Origin of the sequence: Corallococcus interemptor, assembly GCF_003668875.1 — a bacterium.
In the GTDB taxonomy this organism is placed as follows: Bacteria; Myxococcota; Myxococcia; order Myxococcales; family Myxococcaceae; genus Corallococcus; species Corallococcus interemptor.
On the sequence record NZ_RAWM01000158.1, the window covers coordinates 1 to 20,295 of the forward strand.

At 68.6% G+C, this 20,295-nt stretch carries 20 protein-coding genes; 10 read left to right on the plus strand and 10 right to left on the minus strand.

Annotation, left to right across the window (positions count from 1 at the left end; all coding sequences use genetic code 11):
- The 9 genes from D7X96_RS34450 to D7X96_RS34490 form a co-directional block, all read left to right on the plus strand.
- The coding region (locus tag D7X96_RS34450) for a hypothetical protein (protein ID WP_208647424.1) at positions 1 to 1,332 on the plus strand (1,332 nt) is incomplete at its 5' end.
- Positions 1,333 to 1,341: 9 nt separating this feature from the next.
- Positions 1,342 to 1,926 carry a HEAT repeat domain-containing protein gene (locus D7X96_RS34455; protein WP_121723582.1) on the plus strand — a complete coding sequence of 195 codons (585 nt, stop codon included), beginning with the start codon at positions 1,342 to 1,344 and terminating at the stop codon, positions 1,924 to 1,926.
- Positions 1,927 to 2,164: 238 nt separating this feature from the next.
- Positions 2,165 to 2,734, plus strand: coding sequence for a hypothetical protein (locus D7X96_RS34460; RefSeq protein WP_121771662.1), 570 nt, complete (start codon positions 2,165 to 2,167; stop codon positions 2,732 to 2,734).
- Between the two features lie 14 nt (positions 2,735 to 2,748).
- Complete coding sequence (locus tag D7X96_RS34465; protein ID WP_120551674.1) at positions 2,749 to 3,333, plus strand: HEAT repeat domain-containing protein; 585 nt, start codon at positions 2,749 to 2,751, stop codon at positions 3,331 to 3,333.
- A gap of 238 nt (positions 3,334 to 3,571) precedes the next feature.
- A complete protein-coding gene (locus D7X96_RS34470; RefSeq protein WP_121771663.1) occupies positions 3,572 to 4,141 on the plus strand; it encodes a hypothetical protein in 570 nt (189 codons plus the stop codon).
- Positions 4,142 to 4,182: 41 nt separating this feature from the next.
- Entirely contained in the window at positions 4,183 to 5,805 is a 1,623-nt protein-coding gene (locus D7X96_RS34475; RefSeq protein WP_121771664.1) for an eCIS core domain-containing protein, read from the plus strand.
- A 5-nt stretch (positions 5,806 to 5,810) separates the two neighbouring features.
- Positions 5,811 to 6,629 (plus strand): hypothetical protein, encoded by an 819-nt coding sequence (locus tag D7X96_RS34480; protein ID WP_121771665.1) that lies wholly within the window; start codon positions 5,811 to 5,813, stop codon positions 6,627 to 6,629.
- A 185-nt stretch (positions 6,630 to 6,814) separates the two neighbouring features.
- Positions 6,815 to 7,588, plus strand: a complete 774-nt coding sequence (locus tag D7X96_RS34485; protein WP_199746988.1) for a ferredoxin--NADP reductase — start codon at positions 6,815 to 6,817, stop codon at positions 7,586 to 7,588.
- Between the two features lie 92 nt (positions 7,589 to 7,680).
- On the plus strand, positions 7,681 to 8,856 hold the full coding sequence (locus D7X96_RS34490; protein WP_121771666.1) for an erythromycin esterase family protein: 1,176 nt from the start codon (positions 7,681 to 7,683) through the stop codon (positions 8,854 to 8,856).
- 10 nt (positions 8,857 to 8,866) lie between these two features.
- On the opposite strand, the gene D7X96_RS34495 is transcribed toward D7X96_RS34490, so the two are convergent.
- Together D7X96_RS34495 and D7X96_RS34500 are read right to left on the minus strand one after the other, a co-directional pair.
- Positions 8,867 to 10,012: a hypothetical protein gene (locus D7X96_RS34495; protein ID WP_120551668.1), complete on the minus strand. Its 1,146-nt coding sequence runs from the start codon at positions 10,010 to 10,012 to the stop codon at positions 8,867 to 8,869.
- A 255-nt stretch (positions 10,013 to 10,267) separates the two neighbouring features.
- On the minus strand, positions 10,268 to 11,491 hold the full coding sequence (locus D7X96_RS34500) for a DUF418 domain-containing protein (RefSeq protein ID WP_121771667.1): 1,224 nt from the start codon (positions 11,489 to 11,491) through the stop codon (positions 10,268 to 10,270).
- A gap of 148 nt (positions 11,492 to 11,639) precedes the next feature.
- Here D7X96_RS34500 and D7X96_RS34505 point away from each other — a divergent pair, with 148 nt between their 5' ends.
- A complete protein-coding gene (locus D7X96_RS34505) occupies positions 11,640 to 12,866 on the plus strand; it encodes a GNAT family protein (RefSeq protein WP_147468471.1) in 1,227 nt (408 codons plus the stop codon).
- Here the strand turns inward: D7X96_RS34505 and D7X96_RS34510 are convergent.
- The 8 genes from D7X96_RS34510 to D7X96_RS34545 form a co-directional block, all read right to left on the minus strand.
- Complete coding sequence (locus tag D7X96_RS34510) at positions 12,809 to 14,218, minus strand: acyltransferase (protein ID WP_121771669.1); 1,410 nt, start codon at positions 14,216 to 14,218, stop codon at positions 12,809 to 12,811. The genes D7X96_RS34505 and D7X96_RS34510 overlap by 58 nt on opposite strands.
- 30 nt (positions 14,219 to 14,248) lie before the next feature.
- The gene (locus D7X96_RS34515; RefSeq protein WP_121723575.1) at positions 14,249 to 14,878 is read right to left on the minus strand and encodes an FMN-binding negative transcriptional regulator; all 630 of its coding nucleotides are present in this window, start codon (positions 14,876 to 14,878) and stop codon (positions 14,249 to 14,251) included.
- A gap of 24 nt (positions 14,879 to 14,902) precedes the next feature.
- Positions 14,903 to 16,006: a GNAT family N-acetyltransferase gene (locus D7X96_RS34520; protein ID WP_121771670.1), complete on the minus strand. Its 1,104-nt coding sequence runs from the start codon at positions 16,004 to 16,006 to the stop codon at positions 14,903 to 14,905.
- Complete coding sequence (locus D7X96_RS34525; RefSeq protein WP_121723574.1) at positions 15,984 to 16,868, minus strand: aspartyl/asparaginyl beta-hydroxylase domain-containing protein; 885 nt, start codon at positions 16,866 to 16,868, stop codon at positions 15,984 to 15,986. Before D7X96_RS34525 ends, D7X96_RS34520 begins: the two co-directional genes overlap by 23 nt.
- A gap of 13 nt (positions 16,869 to 16,881) precedes the next feature.
- Positions 16,882 to 17,958, minus strand: a complete 1,077-nt coding sequence (locus D7X96_RS34530; protein ID WP_121771671.1) for a DUF3419 family protein — start codon at positions 17,956 to 17,958, stop codon at positions 16,882 to 16,884.
- A 10-nt stretch (positions 17,959 to 17,968) separates the two neighbouring features.
- On the minus strand, positions 17,969 to 18,691 hold the full coding sequence (locus D7X96_RS34535) for an iron-containing redox enzyme family protein (protein WP_121723572.1): 723 nt from the start codon (positions 18,689 to 18,691) through the stop codon (positions 17,969 to 17,971).
- Positions 18,688 to 19,422, minus strand: a complete 735-nt coding sequence (locus tag D7X96_RS34540) for a GNAT family N-acetyltransferase (RefSeq protein WP_158616287.1) — start codon at positions 19,420 to 19,422, stop codon at positions 18,688 to 18,690. Before D7X96_RS34540 ends, D7X96_RS34535 begins: the two co-directional genes overlap by 4 nt.
- 245 nt (positions 19,423 to 19,667) lie before the next feature.
- A partial coding sequence (locus D7X96_RS34545) for a DUF3014 domain-containing protein (protein WP_121771672.1) occupies positions 19,668 to 20,295 on the minus strand: 628 nt, incomplete at its 5' end.

Below are 20,295 nucleotides of genomic sequence, written 5' to 3' on the forward strand. Positions count from 1 at the left end.
GTGATGCGAGGGGCGAGGGCGGTGGGCCGGCGGCTGGCACGGACGCGGCTGGGCCGGATGCTGAGCAGGGGCTGGCGGGGCATGCGCGACCGGCTGCGGCAGGCGCGCGAACGCATCCGGCAGTGGCGGCAGCGGCGGAGGCAGCAGCAGCAGCAGACACCCCAGCAACGGTTGGATCGGGCGGTGGAGCAGCTCCAGCCACGAGTCGGCTCGCTGCTTCGCCGCGGCGTTCCCCGGCTCCGGCTGCGCGCGCAGCTGGCCATCTGGCGCGCCTGGTACCGGCTGACTCGCCTCTCCGTCGAGCGCGAGGGAGGAGACCGAGGCCGCATCCTCGCGATCATCAATCCCCGCAGGCCGGTGGCGTCGGTCTACACGGTGCCAGACGGCATCCGGCTGATGCGAATCATTGACGAGGTCGCCAATGAGGTCCTGGGCCTGAGGCCCGAGCAACAGCCGGAACACACGCGGGCCGTCGAGGCGGAAGCCGAGCAGCTGCGCCAGCAGCGAGAGCAGCGCCGGGGCGTGCCGGGGGAGGAACCCCTGGAGGTGCAACCCGGCGTCGGTAACCTGGGGGCGATCATGGACTACCGGCGGCAGGTCGCGGGTGCTCGCCAGGGGCAGACCCAGAACGTACGCGTAGGTGGAACGCTTGTAGAGGAGTCGTTCCACGAGCAGCGCGTGGTCGCGCTGGGCAACATCCGGGTCGAGGGGGTGGGAGGCAGGGGGCGCTATCGGGACATCGCGCAGGAACTCGCAAACGTCCAGCGTCTGACGGGCGCAAGCGAGCAGGGTATCGCCACAGCCCTGCGCAATCTGGCGCGAGGGGACCCCATGCCCGGGTTCGTTACCGGTCAACCCAATGCTCAGAATCTAATGCAGTCGCTCGCGGGGCTGACGCGGCTCTTCCAACTCGAGGCGGCCCGGGCTGGTGTGGCGGCCGCCCATGTGCCCATGCTTCTGGACATGGTTGCGCACTCGGGGTCCCAGCGGATGAGCTTCCAGGAGGCGTTCTCGAGCATCCCGGAGCGCCGGGGAGGCGGTGGGCTCTTCCCGGCCTCTCAGCGCGGAGCGGGAGCCGGTATGCGAGCGGTGGAGGCTGAGCGTGTACCCGGAGTCGAGTACGCGAGCGGTGAACGGCGAGCCCAGGAGCAGAGGCGCCGTCAGATTGAGTTCGTCCGGCGCTGGATTCGCGCGCAGATGGAGGCGCTCGACATGAACTTCAGCGATGGGAATCAGGTGAGACGGTTCATCCGGGAATCGTTCGAGAATGCTTTGCGGCAGAGCGTGTCCATGCATTATGGCGTTGACATCACCCGAACCCCTGGTTCGTGAGGTGTACCCGTGTTCGTGTCTCCGATTCGGCTGGTACTCAAAGATGAGGCATCGCGTGGGAAGGTCACCAACTTCGTTTGGAAGAAGGGGTGGACCCTTCACGACTTCAAACCGGGAAGCGACCAGGAGCCTTACGAGTACATCTGGTATCCCAGGGACCGGAAGAAGACGTTCATCCACTACGTCGAGGACCCATGGGTGGGGGCACGCTATATCGCCCTTATGGGAGAGGACCGCGAGCCGGTCATCGAGCAGATTCGCGCCGCGCTGCCCACCTACGGACGCGAGGAGTTCCTCCTGCACCTGAAGGAGGCGAAGTCACCAGAAGAGCTCGCGCGTTGGGTGGACCTCGCCGGGGTTGCCGCCGTGCCCGATACGTTCGACCCGGAGGTGTTCGCCCGGTTTCAGGCTGCGGCTCATCACCCGGACCCGAATGTTCGCGCGGAAGTCACCCGAGCCTCGGTCTTCGCGGCATGGAGGGAGTTCAAGGGGCTGCTGGAGGAGTTGCGGACCCAGGACCCGGAGGAGGAAGTGCGTCGGCGGGCGGACATCGCGCTGCAAGCGCTCATGAGCAACAATTGGCAGGAGGGGTAGCGCCGAATCGGCGACCACGCCGGAGGAGTGTGACCTGGCCGTCCGCCTCCTGGCACTCATTGCACCGCCTGTGTTTGACTCCGCCTTCTTCGAGTTCTTCCGTAAGTGCCTTGAAGAAGCAGCCTCGCGCGAGACCGTGCCGGAGCTTCGCGCCGAGCAACTGGCTCTAATCGAAGACATCCGCAAGTACGGCAAGCGTGGAACCTGAGCCGCCCGGTTCCCGACAAGAGGAGCGCGCATGTCCCCGGTCCGGATCGTCCTCAAGGAACAGTCTTCGCGGGAACGAGTAGAGGTCTTCGCCTGGAGGGACGGCTGGTCCATGTGGGACGTCTTCGAGGCCTCGGGGTTGGAGCCGTATACGAAGATCTACCGCACGATGGATGATCAGACGGAGGCGTACTATTTCGAGGATCAGATGGTGGACTTCCACTACTTCGTCGTGACGGGGGCGGACGTGGAAGGGACCGTGCAGCGGATCCGCGGGGGGCTGCCCTGCTATACGCGGGACGAGGTGCTTCAGCTGGTCAAGGATGCGAAGGAGCCCCTGGAACTGGCACGGGCGGTCCGTATCGCGGGGGTGGCTGCACCGGCGGAATTCGACCCCGACATCTTCGAGATTCTCCGCAATGCCATGTCGAATCCGGACACGCGTGTGCGGAACTCGGCGGCCGCGGCGTCGGCGTTCGCGGCGTGGCGGGAACTCCGTGAGCCACTGGAGCGGCTGAGCGCCGATTCGGAACCCCGGGTGGCGGAGATCGCCCAGGTGGTGCTTCGCGGACTCAAGGAGAAGAATTGGAAGGAGTCGTAGCGAGCGGTACACCCGTGTTCGTGTCTCCGATTCGGCTGGTACTCAAAGATGAGGCATCGCGTGAAAAGGTCACCAGCTTCGTCTGGAAGGTGAGGTGGATCCTTCACGACTTCAAACCGGGAAGCGACCAGGAGCCTTACGAGTACATCTGGTATCCCTGGGACCGGAAGAAGACGTTCATCCACTACGTCGAGGACCCATGGGTGGGGGCACGCTATATCGCCCTTATGGGAGAGGACCGCGAGCCGGTCATCGAGCAGATTCGCGCCGCGCTGCCCACCTACGGACGCGAGGAATTCCTCCTGCACCTGAAGGAGGCGAAGTCACCAGAAGAGCTCGCGCGTTGGGTGGACCTCGCCGGGGTTGCCGCCGTGCCCGATACGTTCGACCCGGAGGTGTTCGCCCGGTTTCAGGCTGCGGCTCATCACCCGGACCCGAATGTTCGCGCGGAAGTCACCCGAGCCTCGGTCTTCGCGGCATGGAGGGAGTTCAAGGGGCTGCTGGAGGAGTTGCGGACCCAGGACCCGGAGGAGGAAGTGCGTCGGCGGGCGGACATCGCGCTGCAAGCGCTCATGAGCAACAATTGGCAGGAGGGGTAGCGCCGAATCGGCGACCACGCCGGAGGAGTGTGACCTGGCCGTCCGCCTCCTGGCACTCATTGCACCGCCTGTGTTTGACTCCGCCTTCTTCGAGTTCTTCCGTAAGTGCCTTGAAGAAGCAGCCTCGCGCGAGACCGTGCCGGAGCTTCGCGCCGAGCAACTGGCTCTAATCGAAGACATCCGCAAGTACGGCAAGCGTGGAACCTGAGCCGCCCGGTTCCCGACAAGAGGAGCGCGTATGTCCCCGGTCCGTATCGCCCTCAAGGAACAGTCTTCGCGGGAACGAGTAGAGGTCTTCGCCTGGAGGGACGGCTGGTCCATGTGGGACGTCTTCGAGGCCTCGGGGTTGGAGCCGTATACGAAGATCTATCGCACGATGGATGACCAAACGGAGGCGTACTACTTCGAGGATCCAATGGTGGACCTCCACTACTTCGTCGTGACGGGGGCGGACGTGGAGGGGACCGCGCAGCAAATCCGCAAAAGGCTGCCTCACTATTCACGGGACGAGGTGCTCCAGCAGGCGAAGGAAGCAAAGGAGCCCCTGGAGCTGGCGCGTGCGGTCCGAATCGCAGGGGTGGCTGCACCGGCGGAGCTCGACCCGGACCTCTTCGAACTCCTCCGCGATGCCATGTCGAATCCGGACACGCGGGTGCGGAGCTCTGCGGCCGCGGCGGCGGCGTTCGCGGCGTGGCGGGAGCTCCGTGAGCCACTGGAGCGGCTGAGCGCCGACCCAGAGCCCCGGGTGGCGGAAGTCGCCCAGGTGGTGCTTCGCGGACTCAAGGAGAAGAATTGGAAGGAGTCGTAGCGCGCCGTACCCGCACAGCGCCTCAGTGAAGGGGGACGTCCATGACGTACCGCGGTTTCTGGCACCTGGAACACACGCAGGCGGTCCCGGCCCCACGGCAAGACAACGCACGGGCTTCCCCCCAGCATGAAACGGGCGACAGCCTCTCCACCTCCGCGGGACAACCCCTGCCCGGCGATGTCCGCATCGGCATGGAGGCGCGCTTCGGCCATGACCTCAGCCGTGTCCGCATCCACCACGACGCGGAGTCACGGCGGGCCACGGAGGCGCTGGACGCGGCGGCGTTCACCCGGGGCGCCCACATCTATCTCGGCGCCGGACACGGCGGACCGTACACCCGGCGCGGGATGTCGCTGCTCGCGCACGAGGTCGTCCACACCCTTCAGCAGGGAGGCCGGGAGCCCACCTCGGATCGCCTCGGCGCGCGCGACTCCCCGCATGAGGCGGAGGCGGACCGGCTCGCATCGGCCATCACCGGCCCGGGCCCCTTCTCCCTGCCGCGCGTCCAGGCCTCGGCTCCGGCGGGAATCCAGCGCAAGGACAAGGCGGATGCCTCGGATGCGGTCACGCCAGCGCCCCGCGTGGACATCGTCTTCAAGGACTCCGCGAACCGCTGGCTGGTGACCATCGGCGGCATCCCCGCCGCGGAGGTGTCCGTCGAGAGCAAGCAGACCCAGCTCGAGGTGAAGGTCGAGTTCTCCGGCAGCAGCGCGGTCATCACGGTGCGCCACCATGGCGGAGCCTCGCTCGCGCCCGTCGCGGACCCCGGCGCCTCGCTGTCCTATTCCCTGCGCTTCCAGGAGATCGACCTCCGGCAGGGCCCGCCGGACCGCACGGGCCCCCAGGCCCCGTCCTTCCCGGGGCAGTCCGCCGTGGGCAGCACGGACCTCGTCCTGGCCCCGGCCAGCGCGCTGCGCTGGCCCGACGAGCCGGTGGGGGAGCTCTCCCTCTCCTCACCCCTGCCTCCCGGCTTCCGGAGCGAGTTCGAGGAGCAGCTGCAAACGAAGCCGGACCTCATCACCGGCCTCGTGATGGACCCTGAAAACCCAGGGGTCGTCATCGGGTACAAGGTGCGGGCCACCACGGGGCTCACGCGGCTCGTGGACCGGGAGGGCAACGAGGTCTTCCTCCACGAGGTCGGCCTCGAGAAGCCCCTGTTCGACCCCATCGACCTGGTGCCGACCCCCGGGACGGTGGCGAAGGGCGCGGGCGTCGCCGGCAAGCTGGGCTTCAAGCTGCTGGGGGCGAAGACCGCCCAGGCGGGCATCAAGATCCCGCTCGCGGTCATCGCCCGGATGCGCGGGGTGTCCAAGGCCCTGGCCTCGCGCGCGGCCCGCAAGGGGCTGGCGGCGGCCCCCGGGCTGGTGCGCAAGCTCACGAAGGCCGGCCTCGATCATTCCTTCGACCGGCACGCCGCCCAGTGGTTCGGACGCGTCGTCTCGCGCGAAACCCACCTGGGCCTGTGGCGCGAGCTCCTCGAGCGCGCCATGCAGAGCAGCAAGGTGTTTCCGTGGTCCACGGGCGCGTCGAAGACCGTGGCGCACCTCGCCCGCGTTGACGGCAAGTACTTCGTCGTGCAGTTCTTCGAGGAAACCGGCGAGCTGGCCACCGCGTTCGTGCCCAACGCGGCCCAGCTGCGCGAGATGCTCAAGCTGATTCAGTGAGGCCCATGAGTCGCTCCTCGCTCTACCTGGACCCGCCCCATGTCGCCGCCGCGTTCTACCTGGACCGGCTCGCCCCGGAGGCCGCGCTCGGCCGCGTCTGTGCGCACGTGGCGGCGGCGGGCGCGACTCCGACCGGCGCGCTCACGGTGGTCCGGGGGGAGCGCTTCCCCCGCTTCGGGATGATCTCCGACCTCGCGAGGCACCTGGAGGACCGCTCCGTGGAGCTCCGCGGCGGGAAGCAGCTGCAGGAGTGGAAGACGCTCGTCGGCGGCGAGGCCCCTGGGGCGAAGGTGCTCCGCGTGGGCTTCGAGGCACCCCAGGTGGGCGGAGTGACGGTCGAGTACCAGCCGGTCCCCGATGACGCGCAGGAGCGGACGCTCCACCCCGTGGCGGTCTTTGTGAGCGGCGCCCTCCTGTCCATGCCCGGTGCGGCCGCGCTCTCGAAGAAGGAGCGGCGGCAGGCCCAGGCGACGGCGCGATTCCTCACGTCGGTCTTCCAAGGGGTCTGTGAGGCGGAGGAGCCGCTCTACGCGGGCATCCTGGTGGAGGCCTCCCTTCCCACCCCGCCGGAGCTGGAGGCGGGCAGCGCACGGCTGGGGACGGAGCTCTTCGTCTCCAGGCGCCTGGAGTCCGCGGCGCCCGGCCTGGAGCGGACGCTGGCCTCCCTCTTCGAGCAGGGCTTCCGGGCGGCGTGGTCCACGGGGTCCTTCCTCTCGGGCTGGGGGGCCCTGAATCCCCAGGGGCTCGGAGTCGAGGCGCCTGCCGCCGTGGGCACCCAGGCGGGGCGTCATCTCGGCCGGGCGTTGTCCCAGCTCGCCCGCTGACCAGCGGGCCAGGGTGCCCGAGGCCGGCGGACCCGCTGGACTCCTGAACCCGCCGATAAGCGCAAGGCTGCCCGCCGGGCTTCTTCCTCTGGTACGGAGGGGGGAATGTGTCGCACAACGTTACCCGTTAACCGGCGCGTTCGGGTGGTCTAGAACGCCGCCGGCCCTCTTCTGGAGCAACAACCGTGAGCAGTCTCATGAAGGAGTCCGTGCTGCGCGTGCACCACTGGACTGACACCCTCTTCAGCTTTGTCACCACGCGTGACCCGGGTTTCCGTTTCGCCAGCGGCCAGTTCACGATGATCGGCCTGGAGGTCGAGGCCCGCCCGCTGCTGCGCGCCTACAGCATGGTGAGCGCGCACTATGACGACCACCTCGAGTTCCTGAGCATCAAGGTGCCCGGTGGGCCGTTGACCTCCCGGCTGCAGCACCTCAAGGAGGGCGACAGCATCCTGGTCAGCAAGAAGGCGACCGGAACGCTGGTCCTCAAGCACCTGCTGCCCGGCAAGAACCTCTACATGCTGAGCACGGGCACGGGCCTGGCGCCGTTCCTGAGCCTGGTGAAGGACCCGGAGATGTACGAGCAGTTCGACCGGGTCATCCTCACGCACACCTGCCGGCGGGCGGAAGAGCTGGCCTACCACGACCTCTTCATCCACGAGCTGCCCCACAACGAGTTCTTCGGGGAGCTGGTGAAGCAGAAGCTCACGTACTACCCGAGCGTCACGCGCGAGGACTTCCGCAACACCGGCCGCATCACCGACCTCATCCAGAGCGAGAAGCTGTTCAAGGACGTGGGCCTGCCGCCGCTGAACCCGGAGACCGACCGCGTGATGCTCTGTGGCAGCCCCGGCATGCTCTCGGACCTCACGACCATGCTGGAGGAGCGCGGCTTCCGCGAGGGCACCCCCGGAGAGGCCGGCCACTACGTCACCGAGAAGGCCTTCGCGGAGCGCTGAACGGTCTCCGCCCAGTCCGGCGGGGAGACCTCCTCGATGGCGACGGAGATGGAGCCTTCGGCGCTGCCGAGGGCGTCCATGGAGTGCCGCGGATGAGATACCTGCTGCTTCTGCTCTCCTTGCTTGCGAGCTGCGCCTCGTCACCCAGGAGTGAGGCGCCGCCGCCCTCCGATACCGACCGGATCGTCCGGGAACTCTGCGACAAGCGGATGGCGCTGCTGGGGGAGGAGTCCCACCATGGCAGTGCCAGGACCGTGGCCTTCAAGGCGGAGCTGACCCGCAGGCTGGTGGAGGAATGCCAGTACGATGCCTTCTTCATCGAGACAGGCACCTATGACTTCCTCCATCTCCAGGCGCTGCTGAAGGCCGGCCAGCCCGTCAGTGACGACATGCTCGCGACTGCCATTGGCGGGATGTGGGCCAGTCCGGAGATGGCACCCCTCATTCCGTTCCTGGCCGGACGGTGGCGGGCGGGGACCCTCGCGGTCGGTGGGATTGATGATCAGATCAACGGGGGCAGGTGGGTGACGAAGGAGCTGGTGCGTGAGCTCGCCCCTCGGCGGGAGGAGTGCCGGGCGGAGCTCGATCGGCACATGGCCTGGGGCTACGACGAAACCCATCCGTACGATGCGGCGACCGCGAAGGTCCTCCTGGGCTGCGCGCAGGAGCTGGAGTCGACGCTCACCCAGGCTGAATCGCTGCAGATGGCTCGCAACCTGGTGCGGACCTTCACCCGCGCGGCCGCCGCGTTGACCCTCAAGGAGGAGCAGCCCGGTGCTCCCCGGAGCTGGAACGAAGACAACGCGCGTGAGCGCTCCATGTTCATGAACCTGGAATGGCTCCTGTCCCAGTCCCCCCAGCCCAGGAAAGCCATTGTCTGGCTTGCCACCCTTCATGCCTCGAAGGGCATGTCGGCCCTGGATGCGGACGGCCGGCAGCGGATTCCCTTCGGCTCCTTCGTGCGTGAGCGGTTCGGGGACCAGTCCTTCGTGCTGGGGTTCTCCGCCAGCTCCGGGAGCTATTCCATCGGCGCCAGTCCCCAGACGTTTGCCCTGGCACCCGCGACGCCGGAGTCACTGGAGGGCCAGGCGTTCCTGAACCACTCCGCGGACACCCGGTATCTGGATGGGCGCCAGCTTCGTGAGCTGGGGCCCAGCCTGGCGCGTCCCTTGATCTACACGTCCTGGATGAAGGTCCCCTGGGCGACGGTCATGGATGGGCTGTTGATCGTCCGGGAGGAAGCCCCCTCGCGCCCGGTGGCCCGCTGACGGCGATGCGTCAGTGCAGGCTCTTGCCAAGCTCCAGCAACACCTCCACGAAGCGCCGGTCGGCGAGGAGCAGCGGAACCATGGGCGCCATGGCCGCGGCGATGACGGCCAGCGCCGCCCGGATGTCCACCGGGAACCAGCGCATGCGGCGTGCGGCGACGAAGGACGAGCCCAGGTCCGTGAGCGAGGAGAAGTCCTCCGCGCTCAGCGGGTCCAGTCCCTCCGGCAGCTTCCGGTGGAACCACCGCTCTTCGAAGCGCTGCGAATGCCAGGCCGCCACCGCCGAGTAGTGATGGTCCCCCTTTCGCTTCGCCATCAGTAGCTGACGGAAGAAGGACATCAGCGGGGCGAAGATGACGGCCATGCAGAGGAGCGCGAAGGTGAACAGGTGAAGGGCGTAGTCGGTGATGTCCGTGGTGGAGGCGTGCGACAGGCGGTGCGTGGTGATCGTGGCGGACACCGCGAGGACGATCAGTGAGAAGCTGGCCTGGACGGTCCCGAGGAAGCCCAGACCGCCCGCTGCATCCGGATGCGTGGGCACGAGGGTGAGCGGCAGCCGGGAGACCTTGAACAGGAACCTGGCCCACAGGACTCCCCGCCACAGCCAGCGCAGGAGCAAGAACCGGAGGATCGGCATGCTCACCGCGAGGTACCACCACCCGGCCAGGGTGAGCGGGCCCTGGGGCTGCGCATGGAGCCAGGCTGGACGGCTCGTCACGTGGGGCACGTCCAGCAAGGACACGGCGATGGAAGCGGCCAGGAGCCCGGCCTCGATGATGGCACTTCGCCGCATCGGCACCACGTCTCTGGCAATGCGCTCGTAGGTGGCCAGGTCCTTCGGAGCAATCAGCTCCGAGACGACGAACTGGCGCACGGCCGCCTTCTCGTTCAGGTCGATGTAGCGCTCGCACGCGACGAGCAGCGGCAGGGACACCAGGAACGCGACCTGGGTCCCCACGTCGTGCAGGAAGGCGCGTGTCATCCCGAGCCCTCCACCCAGGAGGGACAGGACGAGGAGCGGAAGCCAGGCCACCAGGGTCAGGACGAGGATGCGCGCGGGCCGCGACGTCTGGCGATGACGGGCGCGGCGAAGCTTCTGCCCGAGCAGGGTGCCCTGGACCAGCGAGAAGTCGAGCAATGAGGCGGGGACGTCCATGACCGCATCAAAGCTGTGCCGTGGGAACCGTCCCTGCCAGGGCGTGCAACCGTGCATAGGTTTCCACCCTGAATCGCATGCAACGGAGGAGCGCCATGGGCAAAGGCAGCGGAGGACAAGGGAAGGGCGGCAAAGGAGCAAGCGGAGGCAAGGCTGGCGGCGGCAGCGCCCGGCCACCTCCGCCCCCCAATGCACCGAGCAAGACGGGAAGGCCGTCCGGTGGCGGCCGGGGGAACCACCCTCCCAAGAAGTGAATCAGCGCGGGGGTTGAAGGCGGCCGTAGGTGAGCGACCGCCACAGCCACTCCGCGGGACCGAAGCGGAAGTGTTTCAACCAGGCATGGCTGAGCAGCACCTGCACCGCGAAGAGCGCCAGCGCGATGGCGACACCGTGTGACGGCGGCACGCGGCCGATGAGCCCCAGGCCCCAGCCGTTGTAGAGGCACAGGCTCAGCACCGTCTGCATCAGGTAGTTCGTCAGCGCCATGCGGCCCACGGGGGCGAACACCGTCATGGCCCGGCGCCAGCGCTCGCGCTGGAAGAGCAGCGCGAAGCCGGCCAGGTACGCGGCGCCCAGAAGCACGTAGCCCAGGTCCTGGAACGCCATCAGGAGGAAGAGGCCCGCGTGGTTCGTGGGCTCCAGTCCCTGGGCTCTCAGCTGGAATGCCAGGAGCCCCCCGGCATTGAGCAGGGCTCCCATGCCCAGCCCCCACCCCAGCATCCGGCGGAGCAGGGGACGGTGGCGCTCCACGTCCTGCAACAACCGGTGACGCCCCGCCAGCAAACCCAGCAGGAAGCGTCCGAGGATCAGCGCGAGCCAGATGAGCACCCGGGGCGTGCTGAACCACGTCTCCCAGACGTAGCGGGCGTTTCCCGCCTGCGCCGTCCAGACCGAGTCACTGGAGAGCGCCGCGAGCAGGTCCGCCCGCAGCGCCAGCTCATGGGCCTTCGCGGCCTCCGCCGCGGCTCCCGGCCCCCAATGCTGGAGCGCGAGGACGAGGGGCGGCACCAAGCCCAGCAGGAGCACAACCCAACTCCACAACGCCCGGTCCGACCTCCCGGCGAAGAGCACCAGCACGAAGCCCGCCAATGCATACAGGTGGAGGATGTCTCCCATCCAGAGCGCCAGCAGGTGCACGGCTCCAAAGCACAGCAGCACTCCCATGCGCCGCAGGTGGACGGGGACGTGCGAGGCGCCTCGGGCTTCCGCTCGCGACAGCTGGAGGCAGAAGCCCAGCCCGAAGAGGAAGCCGAAGAGGTTGAGGAACTTGTGCGCCACGAAGAACAGGAAGAGGGCGCCGGCCCCCAGCTCCAGGAGCGGCGAGCCCAGGGCCTGGAGCCGTTCTGGCGGCAGCAGGTTCCGGCCGCTGAACCAGAGGAAGGTGTTGGAGACGAAGACGCCACACAGCGCGAAGCCGCGCAGGGCATCCACCAGGGCGACTCGCTCTTGAGACGACACGGGCTGGGATGACTGAAACATGGGGGACGGTCATCCTGAATCACGCCCCTGACATCACCGCCGGATCGTGGTTGGTTTTCGTGACAGTCCTTCCGCGACCCGTCGCGGCCTTCCCGCGCCTGGGGGCCGCGAGGCACTGTTCCGCCTCCGATGTCCGCGGAGGAATGACATGCGTGGTAGCAGTGCCGAGCACGACACTGGTGGGGTGACGGTCCGGGAGGCGGGAGAAGCATTCTGGCGGGACGGCGGTGCGCGTGATTGGGATTGCTGGGTCCCGGAAGGCCACTTCAATCTCAGCCAGCGCTTCCTCAAGTGCGCCCAGCACATCCAGATTGAAGGCTTCCACCAGGTGCCCATCGTGCTGAGCGACCGGCGCGGTCAGCCGGTGGGCGTCGCCGCCACCTATCGCAACACCATCGATGGGGCGGACCTGGGCAATCAACGCATCCAGCAGGCCGTCCACCTGGTGCGAGGCGCGGCGCCTCGCTTCCTGAAGTACGGCGTCATCGAGGTGGGCAACCCCGCGGGCGTGGGGTTCCCCGTGCGCTCCTCGCTCACCAGCGCCGAAGCCCTCACCACCGTGGCGCGCTGGGCGCAGGCGGAGGCGGAGCGCCAGCGCGCGTCGCTGGTCGTCATCCGGGACATCGAGACGGCGGCCGCGCCCGGGGCGGTGGAGGTGCTCCGCCGGATGGGCTTCGTGCCCTCGCCGCTCCCCGCGGCGTACGTCGCGCCGGTGCCGTTCGCGTCATTCAATGACTACAAGGCCCACATGCGTGCCCGCTACCGCGCGCGCCTGGCGGGCTGCATGAAGGAGACGGCTTCGCTTCGCGTGGAGGTCATGGAGCAGTTCGCGCCGCTGGCCCCGGAGCTGACGGTACTGTGGCGGACCCTCTACGAGCGCGCCACCCAGTACCGGCGCCTGGTCCTCACCGAGGGCTTCTTTGCCTCGGCCAGCGACATGCCGGAGGCGAAGGTGATGCTGCTGCGCCGGCCGGATGACAGCATCGCCGGGTTCGGGCTGCTGTTCCTCGACGGACCCATGCTCCGCTTCTCCTGCACCGGCTTCTCCCGCGAGGCGGCCCTGCAGGAGGGTGTCTACTTCCGGCTGCTGTACGAGGTCGTCCGCTACGCCATCGAGCACGGCTGCAAGGCGGTCAACATGGGGATGACCACGGCGGGGCCGAAGATGAGCGTCGGCGCGCAGCCGGTCCATGTATCGGCGTGGATCTGGCACCGGTCCGCCCTGCAGCGTCAGGGATTGGGCTGGCTCACCCAGAACCTGATGAAGCCTCCGCCTCCCGTGGAGCGGAACGTCTTCCGCGAGGACGTCCCCTTGTTTCAGGACCCGGCGCTGGCGGAAGCGCCGGTGTCCAGGCGGATGGCCTCCTCGACGTGAGGCCAGTCTCCCAGGTGCCTCGCCAGCACCTGGAAGTGCTCCCGGCGGACGGCCACCCGCACCACCTGCTTCATCCGGCCGCCCTCCATCCGGGGCAGGACCGTGCTGTGGAAGGCCGGCAGCAGCAGCCACTTGTTGAGCTGCGAGCTTCGCAGCAGCGCGACGAACGCCGCGTCGTCGAAGCGCACGCGCGCCAGCTCCTGGCTGGTCCAGTTGGAGGAATAGACGCGGTCTCTTCCCAGCAACCAGTGGTGATACACGCTGCCGGCGCTCGTGTTGCGCCTCCAGTAGTCCGCCCAACGCAGGTCGCCCCGCAGCTGCTCCCGGCCATAGGCGGACACCACGGCGCGGTTGCGCATGGCCAGCTCGGTGACGCTCGAATTCCACAGGTCCGCGCGCTTCAGCACCGCGGACGCGTTGCCCAGGCAGTTGGCCACCGACCCGTGCGGGGCTCCCAGCAGCTCGCGCACGTCGATGGGGAAGTACAGCCCCACGTCCGGAGACGCGCGTGGGTCGCGGGTGCACTCGCCGAAGAACTTCAACAGCGTCGCGTTGACCACGTCGTTGGTGGACACCTTCGTCCCGGCGGCCTGTGCCCGGGCCTTGATGGCGTCGACGCCGTCCTCGTCCAGGAAGAGGCAGACGGGCACGGCATCCGTCACGGCCTGCTTCAGGTAGCGCGCGATGCCCAGCGCCGCCTTCGCGCGTGAGATGTGGACGATGCCGTGGCGGCCTTCCCTGGACGGCCGGGCTCCCGCTTCCGGGGCCCCTTCGAGGTTCCGCCAGATGTCGCGCCGGCCGAACACCGGCGGCGCTCCGGGCTCGTGGCCGGGGTGGCTGTAGGCGTCCGACACCGCTCGGAGGAAGTCGTAGATGCCGTGCAGGTCCGTCAGCGCGTGGTTCCAGCTCAGGCCCACCACGGAGGCGTCGCGGAAGTGCGTGAGCTTCAGGTGCAACAGCGGGCGGCGCCCGTCGTGGACCGGTGGCTTCCCGGGGGCCAGCCTGGAGACGAAGTCCCCCGAGTAGAGGACCCGCCGGTCGCCCGTGGGGAAGGGCGCGTCCACGTCCTCGAGGTCCAGCCCCACGGCGCTCATGCCCTCACGGACGCCGGGGCGGGGCGGGTGGTGGCAGAGGACGAGCACCGCGTCGTCCTGCTGCCTCAAGGTGCCGTGGAAGAACGGGTAGCGGATGAGCGTCTGGCGGAGGGCCTGGGTGAAGCGCTCCGTGTCGAGCCTCCCGCTGAAGACCGCCGCGAAGCTCACGAACATGTCCTTCAGCGCGACGTCCACGGCGCTCAGCGCCCACGTCCGCTGGAGCGGTTCGGAAGGGGTGAGGACGCGCTGCCTTGCCATGTGCGGGGGCCTCCGGAGCCCGGGACTGCGTCAGGGTTTCGCGCGCGACCGCTCGCGCATCAGCTCGAGCAGGGCCAGCGATTCGCCGCCCTGGACCGTCAGCGCTTCCATGATTCCCGCCTGGTCCTCCGCGGAGCGGTTCTGGCCCAGCTTGAACTTGCCCTGCAGCTCGTCGATGGGCAGCTCGAAGCCGACGATGTGCTCCAGCAGCTGCGCGCGCGCCTCTTCGGGTGGGTAGGCCTCGTTGCCGGGGGCTCCCAGGGTGGGCTCATACGTCGCAATCGTCAGGTCGATGAGCTTCGACAGCTCCGCCCGCGATTCGATGAGGCGTGGCTTCCCGCGCGCGTGCACCACCGCGTAGTTCCAGGTGGGCACCGAGGGCCGGGCCTTGTACCAGGTGGGCGAGATGTAGGAGTGGGGGCCGTGGAAGACGCAGAGGACCGGCCGCTCGCCGTCGAAGTCCTTCCAGTGCGGATTGGCGCGCGCCAGGTGTCCCAGCAGCGTGCCCTTGTCTCCCCGGTCCGGCGCCAGCATCAGCGGCAGGTGCGTGACGTTGAGCTCCGCGCCGTGCGAGATGACCGTGGCGAAGCTGTGCTGCTTCATGAAGGCGTGCAGCGTGGAGAGGTCCGACTCCTGGAAGCTTCGGGGCGTGTAGAGCATGCGGTCCTCGACGGAAGGTCGCGGTCAGATGCTCAGGGCGGTGAAGACCCTGGGACCGACCTCGTTGTAGATGCGCCGGAGCAGCGACCAGGACAGCCTTGCACGCCAGGGGAGGTGAGAGAAGCAGAGCAGTTCGTACTCGGTGAGCGGCGTGGCGCCGCGCTTCTGCTTGAACTGCCCGGAGCCGGAGCTCAGGTTGAGCGGCAGGCCGCGCTCCTCCGCGAGCTGCATCAGGTGGCTCATGCCCGCCCGGTACAGGCCGTGCTTTCGCGACAGCACCGGGTCGTGCCCCACCACGGAGCCAATCAGCTCGCCGCCCGCGACGAAGCAGGTGACGAAGTAGGCAAGGCGGCCGTCCACCTCGATGCCGTAGACCTCCAGCAGCCCCTGCCGGAACACCTCCTGGAACCAGGCCTCCGTGAAGAAGGCGTTATGGTCGGAGTACTTGTCGATGTAGAGCGCCCGGTACAGCTCGCGCAGCCGGTCGATGACGCCAGGGTCGGCGGCGGTGAGCCTGCGCAGGTTCGCGCGGTGCTGGTTCAGCAGGTTGCGGTCCTGCCGGAACTCCCGGGGCGGCTTCTTCCCCGGTTCGTGCCGCCACACGTACATCTGCCGGTTGAAGATGGCTGGTAGCTCCGCGCTGGCCATTTCCGCCGTGGCCCGCTTGAAGACGAGGGCGTGCTGGGGAAAGCGCTCCTTCAGTGCCCGCGTCAGCCGCTCCAGCTGCTCCGGGGTGAAGCGCAGCGCCGGCCCCGTGGCCAGCATCCAGTGATTGACGTAGACGACCCGGTCCAGGTCCCTGGAGCGGATGACGGCCCGCACGGCGCGGATGAACGCGAGGAGCGCCCGCCGTGTGCCGGGGTCCTTCACGGAGCGCACGAAGTCCTCCGCGTAGGTGATGTAGTTGATGAACGGCGACGTCAGGTAGCAGTCGCTGTCCGCGCCGTCGTTGACGATGAGTGGCGTCACCTCGCCGTCGACCTCCGCCAGCAGGACGCGGTGGCGGGTGTTCCCGATGAAGGGCCCGGTGCCCCGCTCGACGTAGTGGCCGACGAGCTTCGACGCCAGCCGCGCGCTGTCGCTGGCGTCTCCCGCCTCCCCGCGCTCAATGAGCCTGACCGGAGCCATGGCGCACGTCGAATGAGTACACCGGGGTCGTGCCCACGGTGAGCGTCACATCCCGCACCGCCTCGCCACGGAACGTGTAGCGCAGGCGTGCCTCCGGCCCCATGCCCAGCAGGTCCACCGTGTCCTCCGACACGGGCACGGCCTTCAACATGGGCTGCTCGTTGACGAAGATGCACAGCTCGTTGTCCACCATGCGCATGCCGCCCCGCGCCTCGGACGTCAGCGGCGCCAGTCCAGTGCCGGGGAGGCTGAAGCCCTGGGGCAGGGTGAAGTCGAAGGCGAAGCGCTCGATGACGCGCGGGTCCAGCTCCGCTTCCTGTGTCTCGCTCCCCATCGCCTGGAGCGACGGCGGCACCTGCTGGGGCGGGAAGAGGTGGAGGAGCGCGTCGTCCGCCGTCACGTCCAGCACCAGGTGGATGCGGGCGATGCCGCTCTTGTTGACCCCGTGGTGCGGCAGCGAGAAGTCGCCGTACCAGAACTCCCCCGCGCCCCAGACGCACCGCTGGCCGCCCACGTAGAACTCCACGTCGGGGTGGGTGACGACGGGGATGTGGAGCCGGACGATGCGCTTGGACAGGAACGCGTCCTGGTGCTCGCGGATGACGCCTCCGGGCTCCAGGCGCAGCAGCCGCGCCAGGCGCAGCTTCAGGCCCAGGCCGGCGAGCAGGTCTCGCAGGTAGGGGGCCGCATCCAGCACCGGTGAGGCGCCGGACGTGGCGGAGTGCAGACAGATGGAGGTCCACCCCTGGTGGCCTTCGCCGGGATAGCCCGCGGGCAGCGCTTCCACCTGGCGCCGGACGGCGTGGTAGGCCGCCTCCAGCGCCTGGGCGTCGAACGTCTTCGTCAGCTTCACGGCATGCATGCGACGGCGCTCCTCAAGAACGTCGTTGGTAGAAGTTGATCTTCCAGAGCTGGGTGCGCTCCCCGGCGATGGAATCCGCGTAGCGGCCGGACACGTCCTCGTAGCCCTGGACCTCCGGGGCGGCGACGCGCAGGTGTCCCCGCGTGACGACGAGGGCGTCCGGGGTGAGGCCCGGCTTCATCGCGTTGAGGAAGTCGCGCTCCAGGTCCGGCGGGAGGAAGGACGGCACGTCGGACAGCGACACGAAGTCCACGTCCCGCTGGGCCTGGACGTGCTGGAGGATGTCGCCCTTGACGTATTCGATGTCCGCGTCGCGCGCGGCCCGCTGCGCCGCCAGGTAGACGTCGGCGTCGCACTCGATGGGGTAGCCCTCCGGGTAGCGGAGCTCTCCAAAGAAGACCAGCTGCAGGAAGAAGCTGGAGCGCACCGGCAGCGTGCGGAAGAGCCGGTCGAAGAGGTCCCAGTAGATGCGGAACGCGCTCTCCGGCCGGTTCTTCTTCGGGAAGTCTCCCCGGTAGAGCAGCGAGTTGAGCACCGCCGAGTTCCCCATCAGGAGGAGCACCAGCTTCCAGGCCGCCTTGGGAAACCCCGAGTCCAGGTACGCGCGCTGCCCCGCGACGTCCGGCTGATCAAACATCCTCCGTCCGCGCTGGCCGGTGAACAGCCCGACGACGCGCGACAGCGTGCGCAGCATCCCCTCGAAGCGGCCCAGGTAGACGATACGCTCGCCGGCCTCCACCGCCTGCCACACGGGCTCCAGGGCCTTCCTCGCGGCTCCGGAGAGGGTCAGGGTGGCCAGGAGTTCCAGGCGGCGCTGGGTGGACATGTCCTCGTAGCCCAGCAGGCCCAGGTACTCCGTGTGGTTCAGCCGCCTCAGCGCGGCGATGCGCAGCTCGGTGAGCGCGAGCTGCGTGTCGGAGATGTCCACGCACGTCACCTTCCGGGGCGCGCGGGCGAGCAGCGGCACCACGCGCCCTCCGCTGCCGGCCACGGCCACCACGTGCCGGGCGTCCGCCGGGAGGGCGTGCAGCTCGACGCGGGAGTCCTCGTCGCCGAGCGAATAGTTCAGGTGGCGGAAGTAGGCGCCCATGGCGGAAGGCTCACAGCGCCTTGAGGAAGGCGGCCCGGTCGCTGCGTCCGTCGACGAGCTGGGCGTAGGCGTCCGCCACCTCGTCCATCATCTTCCAGGTCAGCCGCAGGCTCGTCTCCATCACCTGCGCCACGTCCTCCCAGTCCTCGGGCGTCTTGCACTTCTTGGCGATCATCTCGTCCACCGCCTGCGAGTGCTCCGCGTCGATGTCCGAGTGCGCGACGAAGAAGGTCATCTGCGCGGGCGTGAGCCCCAGCGACTTCTGGACCTTGCCCAACAGCGGCCGGATGTAGTCGTAACAGCTCTCCGCCCAGAAGCTGTACCCCAGGCGCTGCAAGGGATTGCCCTGGTAGGAGACCCAGTACAGGTACGCGATGAGGACGTCCGTGGCGGGCAGCGCGCGCGGGATGGGGAAGCCGGGCTGAAGGCCCATGCTGGCCACGTCGTGCAGGGCCATCTGCTCGTGGCCGACCTCCTCCTCCGCGTGGTTGAAACAGAACTTCTGGTAGTGCCGGTCGTCGTCGCAGCGCACGCCCACCAGCGCCTGGTTGCGGGCGTTGTGCCGGGTGTAGTGATACGTCTCAATGAGATACAGCGCGTAGAGCGCCTTCGTGACCTCACCCTGCTGGATGGTGCGCACGAAGCGGGACTGGGAAAGCAACTCGTCCCAGACCTGCGAGCGGCGGTGTTTCAGGGCCTCCAGGCCGGAGACCGTCTGCGTCGTGTCAGTCATGTCTGTTCCACCTCGACCAAGCGGGAGTAGGCGTCCGGTGAGTCATTCATCCGGAGGCGGGTGAGCCGTTCGGACATCCGGGTGCTGGCGGCGATGAGCTGCGGCCAGGTGCCACCCATCAGCGTGTAGGGCTGCGGACCGCGCATGGGCACGCGGTGCTGTTCCTCGCTGGCCGCGGCCAGCCCGTAGCGCTCGAAGACGGTGCGCGCGGCGCGGCGGCACAGGCCGGCGATGCCGACGTAGCCCTCCGTCATCGCCCAGGTGCAGGCGGCGATGAGCAGGCGCGGCGTGACGGAGGGGCTGCGCGCTTCCGGGTCCACGACCAGTCGGCTGAACTCCGCGTAGCCCTGGAACCGGGGCGCCTCCGCCTCCAGGGACGGGGCGAGCGCCTGGAACTCGAAGGGGGCGGGGGTAATCCGCAGGCTGCCCAAGAGCTGGCCGTCGCGGCTCGCGTGGAAGTGCGCGCTGCGCTCGTCCAGCTCCAGCCGCCAGTCGAGCTGAAGCTGCTCGGGGCTCAGCAGATAGCTCAGCCGCGCGCGGTACTGGGCGTCGCGGAACTGCCGCACGCGCTGGACCTCGGCGGGGTCCGTCGCGTGGAAGAAGGGGCCTGCCATCACCACGGGCGGCTGGCCGGCGCCGAGCCCGGCCATCCGCGTCTCCAGGACGCCCATCGCCGCGAGACGGGAGGCAAGCTCCGGGTCGCGGGACACGCCCCCACCTGTATCAGCCACGGACTTCCCCCTCTGGCTTCGCGATGCTGTCGCCAGCGGCGGGCGCCGGCGCAAAGGCATACGTGTTCAAGGAATCGAGATGTCTCTCGTCACGGACGCGAAAGCGGCTCGCGTCCTGCCAGTGAACAGTCGCCTAGAACAGCACGTCGCGTAAAGCGCGCCAGGGGTAGCCATCCGAAGGGCCCTGGAGCCCCCCTTGCGAGTAGAGCGGGGCTCCACCCAAAGCAAGACACCGCACGTCTGGACTACGGCTGGCGGGCCTGCCCCTGCGACGGCAGGCCCAGCGCCGCCGACAGTTCGGTGAGCTTCGCCTGCACCTTGCGCATGTTCACCGGACCCATGCGCAGCAGGTGCTTCTCCGCGGCGCCCAGCGCCTCCAGCTCCGGATCCACATAGACGTAGAGCGCGCCCTTCGCGGTGAGCTCCGGGGACGTCTTGGGGATGGGGACGCGCGTGAGCCGCCCGATGGCCTGCGACAGGGTCGCCTCCAGGCTCCGGCCCGGCGGGGCCAGCTCCGCGTGGGCGGCGTCCAGCAGCGGCTTGAGCTCCTGATACACCTGCCCCACGGCCTTCGCGTCCAGCGAGACGATGACGCGGGTCACCCCGTCGTATCGGGTATGGCTTTCCGCCGAGCCCACCGTGCGGCCCTGACGTTTCGTCACGCGGAAGGCCCCGGCCGGCGCCATGAAGGACAGGGGCATGCGCGGGCTCTGGCCTTCGGCGATCAGGTTCACGGACGCGGCGAAGCGGCGGGCCAGGTCCTCGGAGTCCAGCCAGCGCGCGAAGTCCGCGTCACTGGAGAGTCCCTTCAGCAGGTCCCTCACGCGAGGGTCGGTGCCGGACAGCTGCACCGCCGGGGGCGCGGGCGGGGCC